Source organism: Pseudomonas sp. GW821-FHT05D12 (assembly GCF_059419825.1).
Genome location: NZ_JBWKSN010000013.1, coordinates 187,427 through 205,838, shown reverse-complemented (window position 1 = coordinate 205,838; position 18,412 = coordinate 187,427). Strand labels below are relative to the sequence as shown.

General features: G+C 64.0%; 18 protein-coding genes. 6 read left to right on the top strand and 12 right to left on the bottom strand.

The genetic code is table 11. The annotated features are described in order from the left end of the window. Positions 1-78 precede the first annotated feature (78 nt). From AC07SI_RS23765 to AC07SI_RS23730, 8 genes are all read right to left on the bottom strand, one after another. Positions 79-531 carry an alpha/beta fold hydrolase gene (locus AC07SI_RS23765; protein WP_120448981.1) on the bottom strand — a complete coding sequence of 151 codons (453 nt, stop codon included), beginning with the start codon at positions 529-531 and terminating at the stop codon, positions 79-81. After that, entirely contained in the window at positions 524-1,273 is a 750-nt protein-coding gene (locus AC07SI_RS23760; protein ID WP_495006620.1) for an HvfC/BufC family peptide modification chaperone, read from the bottom strand. Before AC07SI_RS23760 ends, AC07SI_RS23765 begins: the two co-directional genes overlap by 8 nt. Continuing rightward, positions 1,270-2,094 (bottom strand): MNIO family bufferin maturase, encoded by an 825-nt coding sequence (bufB, locus tag AC07SI_RS23755; RefSeq protein ID WP_106803410.1) that lies wholly within the window; start codon positions 2,092-2,094, stop codon positions 1,270-1,272. The genes AC07SI_RS23760 and bufB overlap by 4 nt, the downstream gene beginning before the upstream one ends. Before the next feature lie 55 nt (positions 2,095-2,149). Next, positions 2,150-2,422: a BufA2 family periplasmic bufferin-type metallophore gene (gene bufA2, locus AC07SI_RS23750; protein ID WP_016979675.1), complete on the bottom strand. Its 273-nt coding sequence runs from the start codon at positions 2,420-2,422 to the stop codon at positions 2,150-2,152. A gap of 25 nt (positions 2,423-2,447) precedes the next feature. After that, on the bottom strand, positions 2,448-3,209 hold the full coding sequence (locus AC07SI_RS23745) for an alpha/beta fold hydrolase (protein WP_065900946.1): 762 nt from the start codon (positions 3,207-3,209) through the stop codon (positions 2,448-2,450). A gap of 13 nt (positions 3,210-3,222) precedes the next feature. After that, the gene (locus AC07SI_RS23740) at positions 3,223-3,636 is read right to left on the bottom strand and encodes a DoxX family protein (protein WP_065900948.1); all 414 of its coding nucleotides are present in this window, start codon (positions 3,634-3,636) and stop codon (positions 3,223-3,225) included. Next, entirely contained in the window at positions 3,633-3,905 is a 273-nt protein-coding gene (locus AC07SI_RS23735) for a BufA1 family periplasmic bufferin-type metallophore (RefSeq protein ID WP_106803409.1), read from the bottom strand. The genes AC07SI_RS23740 and AC07SI_RS23735 overlap by 4 nt, the downstream gene beginning before the upstream one ends. 327 nt (positions 3,906-4,232) lie before the next feature. Beyond that, positions 4,233-5,108 (bottom strand): Dyp-type peroxidase, encoded by an 876-nt coding sequence (locus tag AC07SI_RS23730; RefSeq protein WP_495006619.1) that lies wholly within the window; start codon positions 5,106-5,108, stop codon positions 4,233-4,235. A 266-nt stretch (positions 5,109-5,374) separates the two neighbouring features. Between AC07SI_RS23730 and AC07SI_RS23725 the strand changes: the two genes are divergently transcribed. Further along, the gene (locus tag AC07SI_RS23725) at positions 5,375-6,991 is read left to right on the top strand and encodes an NADP-dependent glyceraldehyde-3-phosphate dehydrogenase (protein ID WP_065900951.1); all 1,617 of its coding nucleotides are present in this window, start codon (positions 5,375-5,377) and stop codon (positions 6,989-6,991) included. A gap of 139 nt (positions 6,992-7,130) precedes the next feature. After that, complete coding sequence (locus AC07SI_RS23720) at positions 7,131-8,192, top strand: FUSC family protein (RefSeq protein WP_495006618.1); 1,062 nt, start codon at positions 7,131-7,133, stop codon at positions 8,190-8,192. A 267-nt stretch (positions 8,193-8,459) separates the two neighbouring features. Here the strand turns inward: AC07SI_RS23720 and AC07SI_RS23715 are convergent, their stop codons facing one another. After that, a complete protein-coding gene (locus AC07SI_RS23715) occupies positions 8,460-9,218 on the bottom strand; it encodes a TetR/AcrR family transcriptional regulator (RefSeq protein WP_065900958.1) in 759 nt (252 codons plus the stop codon). Between the two features lie 357 nt (positions 9,219-9,575). Between AC07SI_RS23715 and AC07SI_RS23710 the strand changes: the two genes are divergently transcribed. From AC07SI_RS23710 to AC07SI_RS23695, 4 genes are read left to right on the top strand one after another with little or no spacing between them, the layout of a single operon-like run. Beyond that, positions 9,576-10,283 (top strand): ABC transporter ATP-binding protein, encoded by a 708-nt coding sequence (locus AC07SI_RS23710; RefSeq protein WP_120448988.1) that lies wholly within the window; start codon positions 9,576-9,578, stop codon positions 10,281-10,283. Then, the gene (locus AC07SI_RS23705) at positions 10,280-11,497 is read left to right on the top strand and encodes an ABC transporter permease (RefSeq protein ID WP_495006617.1); all 1,218 of its coding nucleotides are present in this window, start codon (positions 10,280-10,282) and stop codon (positions 11,495-11,497) included. The genes AC07SI_RS23710 and AC07SI_RS23705 overlap by 4 nt, the downstream gene beginning before the upstream one ends. Further along, positions 11,490-12,968, top strand: coding sequence for a TolC family protein (locus AC07SI_RS23700; RefSeq protein ID WP_213554284.1), 1,479 nt, complete (start codon positions 11,490-11,492; stop codon positions 12,966-12,968). Before AC07SI_RS23705 ends, AC07SI_RS23700 begins: the two co-directional genes overlap by 8 nt. After that, positions 12,958-14,199: an efflux RND transporter periplasmic adaptor subunit gene (locus AC07SI_RS23695; protein WP_106803403.1), complete on the top strand. Its 1,242-nt coding sequence runs from the start codon at positions 12,958-12,960 to the stop codon at positions 14,197-14,199. Before AC07SI_RS23700 ends, AC07SI_RS23695 begins: the two co-directional genes overlap by 11 nt. Positions 14,200-14,874: 675 nt before the next feature. On the opposite strand, the gene AC07SI_RS23690 is transcribed toward AC07SI_RS23695, so the two are convergent. Genes AC07SI_RS23690 through AC07SI_RS23680 form a run of 3 tightly spaced genes read right to left on the bottom strand, consistent with a single transcriptional unit; the run spans position 14,875 to position 18,393 of the window. Next, positions 14,875-16,269 carry an FAD/NAD(P)-binding protein gene (locus AC07SI_RS23690; protein WP_495006616.1) on the bottom strand — a complete coding sequence of 465 codons (1,395 nt, stop codon included), beginning with the start codon at positions 16,267-16,269 and terminating at the stop codon, positions 14,875-14,877. Between the two features lie 12 nt (positions 16,270-16,281). Further along, the gene (locus AC07SI_RS23685; protein ID WP_495006615.1) at positions 16,282-17,049 is read right to left on the bottom strand and encodes an ABC transporter ATP-binding protein; all 768 of its coding nucleotides are present in this window, start codon (positions 17,047-17,049) and stop codon (positions 16,282-16,284) included. 3 nt (positions 17,050-17,052) lie between these two features. Then, the gene (locus tag AC07SI_RS23680; protein WP_495006614.1) at positions 17,053-18,393 is read right to left on the bottom strand and encodes an ABC transporter substrate-binding protein; all 1,341 of its coding nucleotides are present in this window, start codon (positions 18,391-18,393) and stop codon (positions 17,053-17,055) included. Between the last annotated feature and the right edge of the window lie 19 nt (positions 18,394-18,412).

Genomic DNA, 18,412 nt, shown 5'->3' with positions numbered 1-18,412 from the left:
CGCACAGGTGGCAAAGGTGTCTAGATTACGGGCAGATCGGGATTTTTTCAGTGAGTGATTGCCTGGCTGTCGAAATTTTCATGTTCGCCAGTGCGCGGTGTTCGCCATCAATGCCACCGCTTCGGCGAAGCCGGCCTGTGCCGAGGTGTTGAGCGTGACCATGCCCACACACCGACTCGGCTTCAGGCTGGCCGTCCGGGCCGCCACCCGCGCGCCGAGTTCCAGGCCGGCGAGCAGCGCCTCGGGGATGTGCAGGGCGTTCATCAGTTCCAGCACGTCCTGGCCAAGCACCGCCTCGTCGGCGCTGCGCAGGGACGGCACGATCACGCGAAAGCCCTGGGCCGCCAACGGCGCTGTCATTTCGGCGAACGCGCCGACATCCGCCGCCAACAACAGGATCGCGTGGCCCTCCTCCGGCCCTGCGGCTTCATAACGCATCTCGAATTCATCGGTGCTGACCTGTTGCAGCGCCAACGTCGGCATCGACACGGTCACGCCGGCCAACAGTAAAAAACCACGCCGATCAACCATCACTCACCTCCACGATCAATTCGCTGCCCAGCCATCCGGCCAGGTATTCACCGGCCCGCGCCACGCCGGCCTCTTCGCCCAGCCGCGCCACCAGCCATTCGCACAACCCGGCAAAACTGCCGTCGCCCTGAAGCTGCGCAAGCGCTTGAAACTCCAACGCATCCACCTGGCGCAAACGCGAGGTGAACTGGCGCCGCCACACCAGCACGCCGCCCGCCGCCTCCAGCATCTGCGCCGGCGGTGCGGGCTGCGCCTGCCACAGCGCCGACCAGATGGCATCGGCATTGGTGGTCAGGGCGTGGCAACGCAGGGACGGCGCGAGGCGCAGTACCGCCGTGTCCCACTCCAGCGTGGCCAGCGCCTCCAGTGTCAAAGGTTGGGCATCGGCGGCGACAAAGGCCTGGTTGAGGGCCGATTCGATCCAGGCCAGCTCATGCACGTCCGGGTTGTGGGGGAACACCTCCAGCAACGTCGGGTAAAACCCCTCGGGATAGGCATCCAGGGTCCAGGCGTGCGGCGGATTTCGGTCGATATGGGTAATGCTGGCGGCCAGGAAGGCCTCGTCACCGAGCCAACGGCGCAGGTGGGGAAACGCCTGCTCCAGGCACGCGACCAATTGCGCGCGATAGTTGTTCTGGTACACCGCCAGGCCCGCGCGATGATTGCCCAGCGCGCTCGCAGCGTCATCCGCCGCACTGACCAGCCAGTGGCGAAAGGTCTGCTGGAATTCGGCCAGGTTCATCGCCGCGCCCCCACCGCACGCGCCATCGACAACTCATGCAGCAGCTCGGCGAGAGGCGGGAGGTGATCGTCGCGCTCGATCATGGTCGCCACCGGCCCGACCCGTGCGATGGCCTCGGCGTACAGGTCCCAGACCCCGCTGCACACCGGGCTGTCATGGCTGTCGATCAATAACTCGGCGCCCTGGCTGTGGCCGGCCAGGTGAATCTGGCGCACGCGCTCGGCCGGGATCCCGTCGAGAAAATCCCGTGCATCAAAGCCATGGTTGCTGGCACTGACATACACATTGTTGACGTCCAGCAGCAGCTCACAACCGGTGCGCTGGGCCATGGCGGTGATAAAAGCCCACTCACTCATGGACGCGCCCTCGAAGGCCAGGTAGCTGGAGGGGTTTTCAAACAACAGGGTGCGGCCCAGCGCTTCCTGGGCCTGGTGGATATTCGCGCACACGCGGTCGAGTGCTTCGTCGGTGTAGGGCACGGGCAACAAATCGTGGGCGTTGAACGCGCCGCTGCGCGACCAGCTCAGGTGGTCGGAGACGAACAGCGGGTCAATCTCGTCCACCAGCGCCTTGAGGCGCCGCAGGTAGTCCGGGTCGAGCCCTTCGGCGCTGCCAATCGACATCGATACACCGTGCAGCGCCACCGGGTGTCGCTCGCGGACCTGGCGCAGGATATGCCGTGGCTGGCCGCCTGCGACCATAAAATTTTCGGAGATCACTTCGACGAAATCCACCGGCACCGAGGTTTCCAGGAAGTCGCAGTAGTGCTCCTTGCGCAGCCCCAGGCCGTAGCCTGCAAAGTGCGCGGTCGAATTCGACATGATCGCTTCTCCATCAAAAACGGTGGCGAGGGAGCTGGCTCGCCACCCAGGGGCGTTACTTCGGCTCAGTCAGGGTGCCGCCGGCCTTGAGGCATTCGGAGGGGGTCTTGACGATCACGCCTTCGCCCTTGCAACTGTTGAGGCCCTTGCAGTCGTTCTTGGCGGTGGCGCACAGGCTGGTGCCCTTGCAGGTGTTGACGCCGTAGCAGCGGCCGGGTTTTTCCTGCTGGTCGGCGGCGCTGGCGGCCGTGGCGAATGAAGCAGACGCCATGGCGATCAGGGCGGCGGCAGCGGCAAGGCTCAAGCGGGATTTGAGTGCAGTGTTCATGGTGTTTTCCTTTTGGGGGTGTGGGTTATTTGATGACCGCAGCCGCGTCTTCGATGACCTTCGCCACGGCTTCGGGCTGGGAGATGTACACCGAATGGCTGGCCTTGATTTCCGTGACCTTGGAGCCGGCACGCTGGTACATCCAGCGCTGCAGGTCGGGGCTCAGGGCGCGGTCTTCGGTGGAGACCACCGCGTAGCTCGGCTTCTTGTGCCAGGCCGCGGCCCACACGGTGCCGCCGAACAACGCCGTGGTCGCCGGAACCTGCGAGGCGGCCATGAAATCGGTGCGGTTGGTGGTCAGGTCGGCGGCAAAGTCGGCATTGAACCGGGCGCGATCAAAGAACAGGTGACCGTCGCGGCTCGGCTTGATGTCATCGCTCGGCGCCGGCATCGAGCCGATCAACTGGGCCATGTTTTCGCCGACTTCCGGCTGCAGGGCCGCGACGTACACCAGCGACTTGACCTTGTCGCGGTCGCCGGCAATCGAGATTACCGCGCCACCGGAACTGTGGCCCACCAGCACCACCGGGCCGACCTGCTGCTCCAGCACTTCACGGGCTTCGGCCACATCGGCGGCAAGGTTTTCGTGGCCCTGGTGCACCACGGTGACCTTGTAGCCCTTGTGAATCAGGATGTCGTGGACCACGCGCCAGCCAGAGCCGTCGACGAACGAGCCGGGCACGATCACCACGCTCTTGCCGGTGCCGGGTTGAGGTGCGTCGGCCGCCTGGGCCAACAGCGGAACAGTCATGGCCATGGCAATGGCCAGGGAAGAAAGCATACGCATCAGGATGTCTCCATTAAGGGTTGCAACGTTTAGCCCGGATCACGCGGTCCAACGACCAGGCCCCACCGCCATACGCCAGCAGCGGCAGCAACAGGCCCGCCCAGGTCAGGTGCACCGGCCAGGCGTCGGGGTACACGAAGACCTCGATCACCAGGGTCATGCCCAGCAGCGCGGCGGCGGCCGGACGGGTCAGCAGGCCCAGTACCAGCAGCAGCGGGAACAGGTGCTCGGCGTAGGTCGCCAGGTGGGCGGCCCACTCCGGCGGGATCAACGGCAAGGCGTATTCCGAGCGAAACAGCGTGTAGGTCGAAGGCTTGAGTTCAAGAAAGCCTGTGACCTTGGTGCGTCCCGACAGGAAGAACACCGCCGCGATCCCCAGCCGCGCGACCAGCAACAGCAGTGCCGGTGGCAGCAGGCGCTGGATCACGGCTGCTCCGTCAGGCTGCCGTAGCCTTTGGGCGTCTTGATCTGGGTGCAGGTGCCTTTGTCCACCAGTACCCAGGCGTTGCCCTGGTAGTCGGCGGTGGCGGTGCCGGCGCACGAGGTGCCTTTGCCGGCGGCGCAGTCGTTGGCCCCGGCCAGGGACACGCCGAAGCATTTTTCCTGGGGCTTGGGTTCATCGGCGTGGGCCACCGCCGCAAAGGCGCTGAGGGACAGCGCAAGGGTGGCCGCGAGGGCTGCGTAGGAACGCTTCATCGGTGTATCTCCTGGCTTGACTGAGTGTGACCAGGGCGCGAGTGGCGGTACGTGACCGCCGGCGCCGGCTGGTGGACAGAGTTAAAGCCAGGCGTGTATCCGCTCTGTGTCGCGAACACGCCAGAACGTCATGCCGGTGTATCAGCAAGGTGCGGGGATACAGTGGGATACACGGCAGCAGCCATTGCCGTGGTGCGGGGCTGAGGCCGTCGTTTGCGCAGAGGGGGAATTTGCGGGACGGACGGCCTGCAGAGGCAAGGCCCGGCACACTCAAGGTGTGAACGGGCCTGGCGAGTGCGCAGGGTCAAACCCGCCGGCAGCGCCTTTTCAGAGCGGCGCGGTTACCGCCATCGCACTCAGGTCCAGGTGCCCGTCCTTGACCGGCGGGCACCAGTAATAGCCGCCGGTCAACGGCGCGCTGATGCGGTACAACCCGTCGACAATGCCATCCTCCAACCCGCTCATGCGGCGCAGTTGCGCTTCAAACGCATCGAAGGAATGGCCGAACGCGAGGAACATCAACCCCGCCTGGCCGTTCTCGGCCCATGGCATCGAGCGGCGCACCACGAACGCTTCCGGGGCGAAGCTCTCCTGGGCAGTGCGCTTGGTGTGGGCGGATTCGGGGGCGTCCTCCAACTCTTCGTTGTCGCCATGGCGACGGCCAATGATGTGGTCGCGCTCCTGGGCGGGCAATGCGGCAAACCCGTCAAGATCGTGCTGCCATTGCTGGATCGCGGCAAAGCTGGCGCCGCTGTCGGTCAGGGCGGCGTCAACGGCGGCGTCGTCGTGTGGGTTTTCGGTGCCGTCCTCGTAGTCGGTGAGGTCAAAACCGGTCTTGAAGCGGAACCCCTCCGTCGATTGCTCCAGGCGAAACGCCGGCGCCAGGGCCTTCTCCAGCGCACGGCTGCGCAACAGCAACTCACCGCGATCCACGCCGTGCAACCACACCCACAACGCCTGCTGGGTCGACGGGTTGTGCGCCCCCGGACCACTGACCGCCGGGAATACACGCAAGCCGTCAATGCGCGCGCCCAGCGCGTTTACCAGCGGTTCACCCAACCCGACCACTGCCGCCGAATCGGCCAGTTGCACCAGCGCGTCAAGCGCAGCGGGCACGGCTGCCAGGGTATCCACGGCAAAAAACAGGTGGCGTGCCTGCAAAGGCACCGGTGCGGCAAGAATGCCCGGCTGGTACTGACTCATGTGAACTCCTTCTGAAAAGCCGCGCAGTTTACCCCAACGCGCGCGGCCAGCGCGGGCTTGTGCTCGAGGTTTTCCAGGCAGCGCGGATCGAGGCCCAACTGCGCCTTCAACTGCGCCCACCCCTTGGGCGTGACCTGCACTGCACGGGACGCTTTCGCCCGGCGCAGCCAGCCGGCGGGCTGCTGTAACGCGTCTGGCCCTTGCCATACAGACCTTGGATGGGTGACTCTCTAGTCATGTTTTGCAACTATTCCAGGGGTAGTGACATGACCACCAGCAACCTGCTCGCCCAGCTGTTTCCCGCCTCCGCCGCGGACATTCCCGAACAGTTTCGCCTGGCGGCGCCCATTGAACAGCGTGATTACCTGGTAGATGGCCAGTTGCAGGTATGGAACGGCCCATTGGCCCAGGTGCTCAGCCCGGTACAGCTGGGGGACGAGCGGGTGCATATCGGCAGCACGCCGCTGCTCGACGCCGACACCGCCCTCCTCGCGCTCGATGCCGCCGTGCGCGCCTACGACCGGGGCCAGGGTGAATGGCCGACGATGCGCGTGGCCGACCGTATCCAGCACGTCGAAGCGTTTTTGCGGCGCATGCGCGAACAGCGGGATGCGGTGGTCAAGCTGCTGATGTGGGAGATCGGCAAGAACCTCAAGGACTCGCAGAAAGAGTTCGACCGCACCTGCGACTACATCACCGACACCATCAATGCGCTCAAGGAACTCGACCGGCGCAGCAGCCGCTTCGAGCTGGAACAGGACACGCTCGGGCAGATCCGCCGCGTGCCGCTGGGCGTGGCGCTGTGCATGGGGCCTTACAACTACCCGCTGAACGAGACGTTCACCACGCTGATCCCGGCGCTGATCATGGGCAACACCGTGGTGTTCAAGCCGGCCAAGCTCGGCGTGCTGCTGATCCGGCCACTGCTGGAAGCGTTCCGCGACAGCTTCCCGGCCGGGGTAATCAACGTGATCTACGGCAGCGGCCGTGAAACCGTGAGTGCGCTGATGGCCAGCGGCAAAATCGATATCTTTGCGTTCATCGGCACCAACAAGGCCGCCAGCGACTTGAAGAAGCTGCACCCCAAGCCGCACCGCTTGCGTGCCGCACTGGGCCTGGATGCGAAAAACCCCGGCATCGTGCTGCCCGAAGTGGACCTCGACAATGCGGTCAGCGAAGCGGTCACCGGCTCGCTGTCGTTCAACGGCCAACGCTGCACCGCGCTGAAGATCCTGTTTGTGCACGAGGACGTGGTCGAGCGTTTTATCGAGAAATTCAACGCCAAGCTGGCCACCCTGAAACCGGGCATGCCGTGGGAAGACGGCGTCGCCCTGACACCGCTGCCGGAAGCCGGCAAGGTCGACTACCTCAACGCGCTGGTGGCGGATGCGACCCAGCACGGGGGCCAGGTGGTGAATACCAATGGCGGCACCTCGCGCGGCACATTCTTCTACCCGGCCGTGCTGTACCCGGTGAACCCGCAGATGCGCGTGTACCACGAGGAACAGTTCGGCCCGGTGGTGCCGATCGTGCCTTACCGCGACCTGGACAGCGTGATCGAGTACGTCCTCGACTCGGACTTCGGCCAGCAACTGAGCCTCTTCGGCACCAATGCCGTGGAAGTCGGGCGCCTGGTCGACGCGTTCGCCAACCAGGTCGGCCGTATCAATATCAACGCCCAATGCCAGCGCGGGCCGGACACCTTCCCGTTCAATGGGCGCAAGAACTCGGCCGAGGGCACGCTGTCGGTACATGACGCGCTGCGCGTGTTCTCGATCCGCACCCTGGTGGCCACCAAATTCCAGGAAAGCAACAAGGCGCTGGTCAGCGACATCCTGCGCAACCGTGACTCAAGCTTCCTGACCACCGACTACATTTTCTGACAGCAGGCTTCTGTAGGCGCTTGGCCTGCGATGCAAACACCTCGGTGCTGCAGCCCCACCGGGTGGATGCTATCGCAGGCAAGCCAACGCCCACAGTGGATCGAGTTAACCCTGACTTTTTGAGGCCCCTTCAATACCGATGAACCTGCCCCTGTTTGCCCGGCGCCTGCTGCGCCCCCTGCTCGACCCCTACCGCCGCTATCGGCATGCCAAGCTGATCCACGCCGTGCGCGTGTCCATCGGCCTGCTGGCAACGATCCTGCTCACCACCGGCATCAACCTGCCCCATGGTGAGTGGGCCTCGGTGACCATGTTGATCGTGATCGGCGGCCTGCAGCACCACGGCAATATCGGCAAGAAAGCCGTGGAGCGCGCCTACGGCACCCTGATCGGCGCCAGTGTCGGCTTGCTGCTGGTGGTGCAACAGGCCTACTTCGGCCTGCCGTTGCTCACCTACCTGTTGATGTCAGTGGTGTGCGGGTTCTTTTCCTACCACGCCATCGGCAAGGGCGGGTACATCGCGCTGCTGTCGGCGATCACTGTGTTTATCGTCGCGGGGCATGGCGACAACCCGATCTCGGACGGTTTGTGGCGCACGGTCGATATCCTGATCGGTATCGTGCTGGCCCTGGCCTTCTCGTTCGCCCTGCCGCTGTATGCCGTGTACTCATGGCGCTACAACCTGGCCAGCGCCCTGCGCGACTGCGCCGCGATCTATAGCCGCATCATCAATGGCCAGTCGGTGACTGACGATGAACACCTGAAACTGCTCAACCGCCTCAACGCGGCGATGCTGCAACTGCGCTCGCTGATGCCGTCGGTGTCCAAGGAAGTGCGCATCTCCATGACCGAGCTGGACGCGATCCAGCGCCACCTGCGCATGTGCATCAGCACCCTGGAGATCCTCGGCAACACCCGGCCCGACCCGCGCGATGAACAGGCGATGGCGCGCATGCAGGTGATGTTGAAAGCCGAGCACCGGCAGATCCGGGTGCAACTGGTGGGAATGGCGCGGGCGTTGAAGTCGGGGGTGACGGAACGGCTGGAACGGCCGAGCCACATCACCGGCAACGAACCTGCGCTGGATGCGCCGGTGTACAGTGCGCTGGATGGGTATCGGTTGTTGACGGTGCAGTTGGCGGCGAACGTGGATGCGATGCGTCAACGCCTGGCCAAGAGCGCCGGGCTCTGGAAAATCTAAAGGATCGGTTTGGACGTGTATGACTACGTCAACACTTTCACACTTTCTCTTACATATTTTTCACGTTTTATTCACATCCCAAGACGTAGGGTAAAGCCTCATCCGTTACAAACGTTGCACATCAAGCCCGCCGCCCCAGCGGGCTTTTTTTTGCGCGTTTTTTGCCAGGATCGACTCCCCGGCGAAAAACCCAGGCGCCGCGTTCAGTTTGAAATTGAACGTTATCGCTTTGAGTTTTTCGCCGGCAAACCGGCATCTACAGGACTATCAGCGCGTAGCCTTGGCGGCCGGGGCTGCCGCTTGCTCGCGAATGGCACGCTGGGTATCCAGCACCTTGGCCAAGGCGTTTTCGGCTTCCGGGCTTTGCTGGGGCACGCGAATCGCCGCGGACACCAGGGTGATCAGCTTGGCCATGACTTCGGCGTCGGTGGCCGGACGTCCCAGGCTCATGGAGTTCATCAGCAGGCGCAATTCGGTGCCGGCCATGACCCCGGAAATAGCCTTGAGGGCAAATTGCAGGCGCACGCCGAGCTCATTGCGCGGCAGGTCCGGCAGCGCCAGGGCAAAGGCTTCGAAAAAGCGCTGGAATACCGGCTGGTAATGGACCTTGAGGTATTCCTGGATAAACGGCGACGTGTCGCTGTAGACCCGTCCCAGGAACCGGATGAACGAGCGCCCTTCCCCGCTGGCACTCGCCGGGTCACTGCGCTCCAGGCCCATGGCCGGCGCAAACAGCACGCCGAGCAACGTGTCGCAGTCCAGCGGCCCGTCGGATTCGGCTTCGCAGCGCGCCAGCAGTTCCAGGCGCTGCTCGTTGAGCGGCTCGAGGCGCTGCATCAGCAGGGTTTTCATCAGGGAATCCTTGTCCCCGAAGTGATAATTCACCGCGGCCAGGTTCACCTGGGCACGCTCGGTGATCTGCCGCAGCAGCACGGCGTCGTAGCCGTATTTGATGAAGAGAGCCTCTGTCGCATCCAGCAGTCGAGTCTTGGTTACATTTGGAGCGCTGAGTTTCTTCGCGACCATACAAGTTCCACGTGGGAAATATTGTTTTAAAAAATAATTTGATTTTTTATACCGGGGCCGCTGATCGAAAGCAAGTAGTGACACTGCGCCATATGATTGAAAGCCTTTGCCGGCGGGCTCGTTGAGGGTAGTTGAAGGGTTTTTGCCGAGCCTGCTCGCCTGTCGGGGAAATCATTTCAAAGGGTAAAACCGCTCTATATCCATGGCTGGCGAAGCGCGTAGAACACGGTTAGTATTCAAACAATATTTTAAAAACAAGAAATAAAACCAGTCCGTGATGCGTTCCAGGCAGCTCCCGAACTTGTTACAAGGATTTACCGGGGGCAGTGCGGCCGCGTCGAGACTGAAGGCGTAGTCATGATGACAGATACCCCCGCGCACCCAGGCTTGATTTCCCTGCAAGGCATCGGCAAAAGCTATCAGCTGGCCGGTCAACACCTGTCCATTCTCAATGATGTGTGCCTGACCATCGCCAGCGGCGACAGTTGCGGCATTCTCGGCGCTTCCGGGTCCGGCAAAAGTACCCTGCTGAATATCCTTGGCCTGCTCGACCTGCCCAATTGCGGGCAGTACCACTTTGCCGGTCACGATATTTTCAGCGCCAGCCCCGATCAGTTGGCGGCGATCCGCAACCAGCAGATCGGTTTTGTGTTCCAGAGCTTCAACCTGCTGCCCCGCCTGAGTGCCCTCGATAATGTCGCCCTGCCCCTGAGCTACCGCGGTGTGTCGCGTCACGAATCGGTGGAGCAGGCCCTGCGCATGCTTGAACAGGTCGGCCTGGCCGAACGCGCCCATCACCGCCCTGCCGACCTCTCCGGCGGCCAGCGCCAACGCGTGGCGATTGCCCGCGCCCTGGTGGGTAACCCTTCGGTGATCCTCGCCGACGAGCCCACCGGCAACCTCGACAGCACCACCGCCCAGGACATCATGGACCTGCTCCTGGAGTTGAACCGCGAGCAGCAGGTGACGCTGATCATCGTCACCCACGACCCTCACATCGCCGAGCGCCTGGAACGCAAGATCCTGGTACGCAATGGCGTGGTGCAAGAGGCCGGGCGCCTATGAGGGGGCAGGCACAGAGCAGCCTGCGGGTCGAACAGAGTCTCGGCCAACTGCTGCATGAAGCCTTGGTGAGCCTGCGCACCCTGGGTAAGCGCTCGATCCTGGCCCTGCTCGGCATCGTGATCGGCAGCTCTTCGGTGGTCGCGTTGATCAATATCGGCCACAACGCGGCGGTGGATGCCGCGATGATTTTCAAGGACATGGGCACCGACACGCTGGTCGCCCAGTTTGCCACCAAGGGCAGCAATACTGCGCCGATGCGCGCCCGCCTGGATCTGAAGGCAGTGCGCCAGGCGGCACCAGGGATCGAACATATCGGCGCATTGACGCTGTTCAGCGGCCCCCTGCTGTTCCATGGCCGTACCGTCAATGCCAACTTCGTCGGTAGCACCGACGATATCAAGGACGCGATGCGACTGGTGGTGCGCGAGGGACGGTTCCTGACGAGCTTCGACGCCAATGAGACCTACGCCGTGATCGGTGACCAGCTGTTCCAGGCGTTGAGTACACCGGGCGATCCGCTGAAATTGGGTGATCGCGTGCGCATCAACGACTACTTGTTTCTGCTGGTCGGCATCCTGCAATCCCAGCCCCGCGCAATGCTGATGCCGGTACAGGCCAACGAATCACTGTTTCTCCCCGCCGAGGGTATGCGCCGCATCTACGCCACCCCGCAAATTGGCAATGTGATCATCCGCGCCGCCCCCGAACAGGACATGGACCTTATTGCTAAGCAGGCGGCCGCGGCCTTGCAAACGCAAACGCCCAATCATGAAGTCGCAATCACGGTGCCTCAGCAAATGATCGATGGCATGACCCGCCAAAGCCGTACGTTCGCCTACCTGCTGCTGGCACTGGGGGCGATCTCCCTGGTGGGCGGCGGCGTGGGGGTGATGAACGTGATGCTGATGAACGTCTCGGAACGCCGCCGCGAAATCGGCATTCGCATGGCCCTGGGCGCGCGCCGGCGCGATATCCGCAACCTGTTCCTGCTCGAGGCCGTGACACTCACGGCAGTGGGGGCCTTGTGCGGCGCGGTGTTGGGTATGACCTGCGCCTGGCTGTACGCGTGGATGTCGGGCTGGACATTTGCGCTGGCCACCGCCGCGCTGCCCTTGGGGGTGGGCAGCACGTTGCTGGTGGGCTTGTTCTTCGGTATCTATCCGGCGGTCTCGGCCTCGCGGCTGCAGCCGGTGGAGGCCTTGCGCGATGAGTAAATGGCTGTGGTTGCTCGCCTTGATCAGCCTGCACGGCATGGCCGCCGACATTGTCATCAAGCCGTCCGCCCCCAGCACCACCCGCAGCGGCTACGACCGGGGCGTGTCGTTGAAGGCCCAGGCCACCGACATGACCCTCGGTGATGCCGTGTACCTGGGCCTGCGCAACAACCCGGCGATCCGCAGTGCGTATCTGCAACGGGTGGCGCAGAAGTTCGATCTGCGCGTGGCCGAGGATGTGTTCAACCCCAAGCTCACCCTCAACAGTTATTACCGCAGCAACCGTGGCTCGGCCGACAACGCGCGCAATGCCAACGTCGCCCCGGCCACCAGCCTGCTCGGCGAGTACGGCACCCGCCTGAGCATGGCCTGGACCCAGCAACTGAACAACGCCGACCGCGCCGGCCGCTACCGCAGCGACGGCCTCGACCTGGCGATCATCCAGCCATTGATGCGCGGCGCCGGCTGGGACGCCACCACCGCGCCGCTGCGCCTGTCTCGCCTGTCGGAACAGGCCAACCGCCTGAACCTCAAGGCCACCGTGGCCCAGACCATCAGCCAGATCATCGCCACCTACCGCGAATTGCTGCGTGCCCAGGAGCAACTGAGCATCGTGCAGGACGCCCTCAAGCGCTCCGGCACGCTGCTGGAGGTGAACAAGGCGTTGATCAGCGCCGGACGCATGGCCGAGTTCGAAATCGTGCAGACCGAAGCCGATATCGCCACCCAGCAACTCGGTGTCGAGGAAGCCCAGAACCAGCTCGACACCAGCCGCCTGGCCCTGCTGCGCTTGCTGGCGCTGGACCTGTCCACGCCGATTCGCGCCACCGAAGCCCTGGAGGCCAGCCCCCTGCAGATCGACAAGCGCCAGGCCTTCAACCTCGCGCAGAACCAGCAACCGGAATACCTCGCCGCCCTGCTCGGCAGCCAGCAGGCCGACCTCAACCTGGTGATCGCCAAGGACTCCGGGCGCTGGCAGGTGGACCTGGTGGCCGGCGCCAATCAGGTCCGCGACGCCTACGACAACGATGCCGGCCGCTCCAACAACCGCACTTGGGACAGCTACGCTGGAGTGCAGGTGCAGATCCCCATCGGCGATATCAGCACGCGCCAGGCCGAAGTGCGTGCACGGGTGAATGTGGAGGATCAGGAGATCCGCATCACCGATGCGCGCCAGGAACTGGAACGCAGCGTCAACGACGTGGTGCGTGACCTCGGCACCCGCTGGCGGCAATACCAGATATCCCAGCGCGCGGTGGAATTGTCGCGGCGCAAGATCGAGATCGAGCGCGAAAAACTCAGCGCCGGACGCTCCACCAACTTCCAGGTGCTGAGCTTCGAGACTGACCTGCGCAACGCCGAGAATGCGCAACTCAATGCGCTGATCGCTTATTTGAACGCCCAGACCCAGCTTGACTTGACCCTGGGCATGACGCTGGAAAGTTGGGAAATCGCCCTCAATGACTACTAAACACAAAGGCCTGTTGGTTGTATTGATCGTGCTGCTGGCCGGCGCGGGGCTGGCCCTGCGCAACCCGACTGAAGGCCCCGCCACCGCCGGCGAGCAATGGTTGGCGGTGAAGCCCGACCCGCTGGTGCACCAGATCGGCCTGGTGGGCAAGATCGAACCCGACACCACCCTGACCCTCACTGCGCCCTTCGATGGCACTGTGCAGGCCAACCTGGTGGAGCAAGGCCAGCAGGTCGAAGCCGGGCAGGTGCTGCTGCGCATGGACCCGGCCATCCTCGAAGTGCAATTGCGCGAAGCCCTCTCCGCGCAGCTCAAGGCACGGCGCACCGTGCAAGAGATGCAGGACTGGGACAGCGGCCCCACCGTCAGCCGCGCCCGGCGCAGCCTGCGCACGGCCGAAATGAGCGCCGGCAACACCCAGCGCAAGCTGACCGAAAGCGAAAACCTGTTCCAGCGCGGCATCATTCCGCGCAACGAACTGGACGACCTCAGGCAGCAGACCCAGCAGCAACAGCTTGACCTCGCTTCAGCGCGCAGTGAGCTGCAACAGGCACTGGACCAGGGCAAAGGCGAATACCGGCAGATCGCGGACATGGAGCTGACCAACGCGACGGTGAAATACGATGCCCTGCACACGCTGCTCGAAGGCAAGGAGCTCAAGGCACCGTTTTCCGGGATCGTGGTGCCGCCGCCCGGCAACAACGCCACTCAGGGCGGCGGCAACAACAACGCGCCGGTGCAGGCCGGCAGCAGGGTCAACCAGGGGCAGGTGCTGTTTGGCCTGGCCAATATCGAACGGCTGAAAATCGTCGCCAAAGTCTCGGAGCTGGACATCAACCAGCTCCATCAGGGCCAGGCGGTGGAAGTGATGGGCGACGGCTTTGATGGGGAGCGCCTGAGCGGCTCGGTGAGCGTGGTCAGCGGCCTGGCGATTTCCAGCGACGGCCAGGGCAGCGCGCAGTTTCCGGTGACCCTGTCGATCCCCAAGCTGACCCCGCAGCAGTTGCAGCGAGTGCGGCTGGGGATGAGTGCGCGCTTGACCATCGTCACGTACAACAATGAACAGGCGATGGTGATTCCAAGCCAGGCGCTCCAGGCGGACATGACCGTGGAGTATCGAGCGGCAATGGATAAACCGGTGGAGCGCGTCAAGGTCACCACCGGGCAATCGACCCCGCAGGGGGTGGAGGTGTTTGGCCTGAAACCTGGGTATGTGAAGATCCCGGGATAAATGAATATTCAAATGTGGGGGGCTGGCTTGCGGTTATCTGCCGATACAGGGGTGACTGAGCCACCGCTATCGCAGGCAAGCCAGCTCCCACAGTGGAACTGCGCCAGGCGCAGGAATCAGGCCTGCCATAAACCAGTGTGGGAACTGAGCCAGGCACAGAATTCAGTCCCGCCCCAAATAAGTGTGGGAGCTGGCTTGCCTGCGAAGGCGGTGGATCAGTTGCATCATGGTTGACTGACACTGCGCCTTCGCGAGCAAGCCCGCTCCCACATTGAAGCTGCGCCAGGCACAGGAATCAGGCCCGCCACAAATCAGTGTGGGAGCTGCGCCAGACACAGGATTCAGTCACGCCACCAACCAGTGTGGGAGCTGGCTTGCCTGCGAAGGCGGTGGATCAGCTGCATCATGGTTGACTGACCCTGCGCCTTCGCGAGCAAGCCCGCTCCCACAGTGGAACTGTGCCCAGACACAGGATTCAGTCCCGCCACAAATAAGTGTGGGAGCTGGCTTGCCTGCGAATGCGGTGGATCAGCTGCATCATGGTTGACTGACCCACCGCTATCGCAGGCATGCCAGCTCCCACAGTGGAACTGTGCCAGGTACAGGAATCAAGCCAGCCACAAACCAGTGTGGGAACTGCGCCAGGCACAGGAATCAGGCAAGCCAGCTTCCACATCAGCGCTGTGTGAGCTTGGCAGCCAGCGCCTTGGCCTGGATCGCCACGTCGGTCACTGCCGTGCTCTCCCACCACATCCCGCGCAACGGCGGGCCCATGGCGAACAGGCGCTGGCTGACATTGCCCTCGGCATCCAGCACCGCCCCCGACGCATCCGCCGCAATCCCCAGCGCCAAGGGTCCGGGCTGGATCAACCCGCGTTCGAGCAGCTGCCGCGGCAACGGCCGGGCCACGCGGCGCCAGTCGTATTCGATGCCGCTGGAGTTGATCAGCGCCGCCCCCGACACCTGGCGGATCGCCTGCTCGCCACGCGCGCGCAGGCGGATCGTCACGCCCTCGCCGCCAGACTCCAGCCCTTTGAACGACGCCGCCCGAATGCGCAACCGCCCTTCCTCCCGCAATCGCGCCACCAACTGCGCGCTCAACGGCGGTGAGCGGTGGTGATGGCTCTCCCACCATGGCCGCACATGCCGCACGAACTGGCGCTTCTCGCGCTCACTGGCCTGGCTCCACAACCGCCCGATATGCGCACGCACCGTGTCCAGCGGCGCCTGCCAATCGATGCCCTGCGCCAGCGCGAGACGGCATTGACGACGGACCTCGCGCAGCAATTGCAGAGGGCTGCGCAGGCTGTGGTCGGCGGCGAGAAAATCCTCCCAGCTCGGCGGCTGGCGGCGCGCATGGGGCAATAGTCCGTGGCGGGAAAAAATCTCGATCGGCCCGCGATGCCCGGCCTGCTCCAAAGACACCACGGCATCGACCATGGTCAGCCCGGAGCCGATGATCAGCACGGGTGCCTGCGCGTCGATCTGGGTCATCGCCTGCACATCCCACGGGTCGACCGCAGCGGCATTCAAGCCACTGGACTCGGTCTGCGGCGTACGCGCCGCCGGGAACATGCCGGTAGCCAGCACCGCGCGGGTGCCGCGCAGTTGCTGGCCGTTATCGAGGGTCAGCAGGGTTGAATCGGCGCTCACTTGCAGGTCGACCACTTCCCCGCGCACATGCTCGACAGTCGACGCAGACAAGGCCTTGGCCTCGGCCAGGCGTTGCTGTGCGTACACGCCAAAAAGCCCGCGCGGCGGGAACAGTTCACTGACGGGCACCGGTTGCTCGGCCGACTCCGGCCATCCGCCGGCGCCGATGTAATCGGTGAGCCACTGGGTCAGGTCGTCGGCATTGTCGGGGTCGACGCTCATGCGCGCCGCATTGCCGTTCAGGGTGTGGCCCAGCTCGACCGCGCTGTAGGCCTCGCCACGCCCGAGTTCGGCGCGCGGCTCGATCACCAGGATCCGGCGCTGGCCCGGCAGGCGCAGCAGTTGCACGGCGAGCATCGTGCCGCTCAGGCCGCCGCCGATGATCAGGACATCGGCGTTGCGGATGGTTTCAGTCATGCAGGTTGGCCCTTACTGTTTACCCAGATAAATGTCATGCAAGTCGCCCCGCGCCAGCAGTTCAGCGGCGCTGCCACTCAAGGCCACGCGCCCAGTATCCAGCACATAGCCATGGGACGCATAGGTGAGCGCGACGTTGATGTTCTGCTCGGCGATCAGGAAGCTCACCTGCTGTTCGCGATTGAGCTGCGCGATGATCTCGAAGATTTCCTGCACGATCATAGGCGCCAAACCCATGGACGGCTCGTCGAGCAGTACCAAAGTAGGACGGGTCATCAACGCCCGGCCGATGGCGACCATCTGTTGCTCGCCGCCGGAAGTGAGGCCGGCGCGGGTGTGCCGTTTGGTCTTGAGCCGGGGGAACCAGGCGTAGATGCGCTCCAGGTCGCGCTCCAGGTCCTGGCGGCTCGGGCGCCGCACGAAACCGCCGCTGCGCAGGTTGTCCTCGACGCTGAGCTGGCCGAACACATGGCGGCCCTCCAGCACATGCACCATGCCATCGCGCACGCGCTGGCCGGGATCGACACCGGCCAGGTCGGCGCCGGCGTACTCGATCGTGCCCCGGCTGACTTCGGCCCGTTCGGCGCGCACCAGCCCGGAGATCGCCTTGAGCGTGGTGCTCTTGCCGGCGCCGTTCGCGCCGAGCAAGGCGACGATACCGCCCTTGGGCACCTCCAGCGACACCCCGGCCACCGCGAGGATCGCACCGTCGTAGATCACTTCAATGTCGTTGACCGTCAGCAGTGACGGGCGTGCGGCGTCGGCGGCGGGCTGGCTCATGGTTTATTCATCCCCGGTGCAGGTACGCGGCGTCAGGCCTTTTTCGTTGGCGAACGCGGCCGATTTCTCATCGATCAGCGGACGCAACAGCGCGCGGTCGGCGGCGATCCACTCGCTGACCAGCGTCCAGTTGGCGCCCTCCCACTGCTGCACCCGCGCCGAACCGCCGCCTTCGTGGTCGCGGCATGACAGCTTGAGGTTCTGCATCAGGCCCAGGTAGCCCATGTCCTTGAGGCGCGCATCATCGATATTCAGGTGTTCCAGGCCCCAGCGGCCCTCTTCGCCATTGAGTGGGCGCTTGCCGAACTTGGCCTGGCCGGTACGGATCGCTTCCACAGCCACGGCGGCGTTTACCAAGCCGGAGTTGTAGTAGACGCTGCCGAAGTTTTTCAGGTCCTTGAGGTCGCTGTGGCCTTTATCGAGGATGTATTGCTTGAGGCGTTTGTGGATCTCGAAATCCGCGCCGGCCGGGTACGGCGTGAGCGCCAGGTAGCCTTTGGCGGAGGCACCGGCCGGCAGCACGTCTTCGCTGGAGCTGGCCCAGATATCGCCAATGATGTGGTCGACCGGGAAGCCGAAACGCGCGGCGGTCTTCACCGCCACCGGGGTGGACACGCCCCAGGTGCGCAGGAACACCCAGTCCGGGTTGGCCTGGCGTACCTGGCGCCATTGCGCCGACTGCTCGTTGCCGGGATCGGCGACCGGAATCTGGATATTTTCGAAGCCGTATTTCTCTGCGAGCAACTTCAGCGGGCCGAGCGTTTCGCGACCGTAGGCCGAGTCGTGGTAGACCGTGGCGATCTTCTTGCCCTTGAGTTTGTCGAAACCGCCTTCACGCTGGGCGATGTAATTCACCAGGGTCGAGGCTTCGCTGTAGAAGGTCAGCATCACCGGGAAGTTATAGGGGAACACCGTGCCGTCAGTGGCTTCGGTGCGACCGTAACCGAGGGTGATCAGCGGGATCTTGTCGACCTCGGCGCGCTCGCTCAAGGCATAGGCCGCCGGGGCGCCGTTGGGCTGGTACACCGCGACCGGCGCGCCATCCAGGCCATTCTTGAAGCGCTCGTAGCACTCGATGCCCTTCTCCGCCGTCCACTCGGTCTCGCATTCCTGCCACACCAGCTTCACACCGTTGATGCCGCCTTCGACCTCGTTGATATAACGCAGGTAGTCGATCATCCCGGCCCAGACCTGCACGCCGCTGGACGCGTAGGCGCCCACGCGGTAGGTCGCCAGGGGAATGAATTGCTGGTCGGGCGAAGCCATCGCCGGGGGCACAGCGCCGGCCAGGGCAGCCAGCGCGAAGGCGGCGCCGGCCAGGGAACGTTTCAAGGATGCACGCATGGGAATTCTCTTGAGGGAA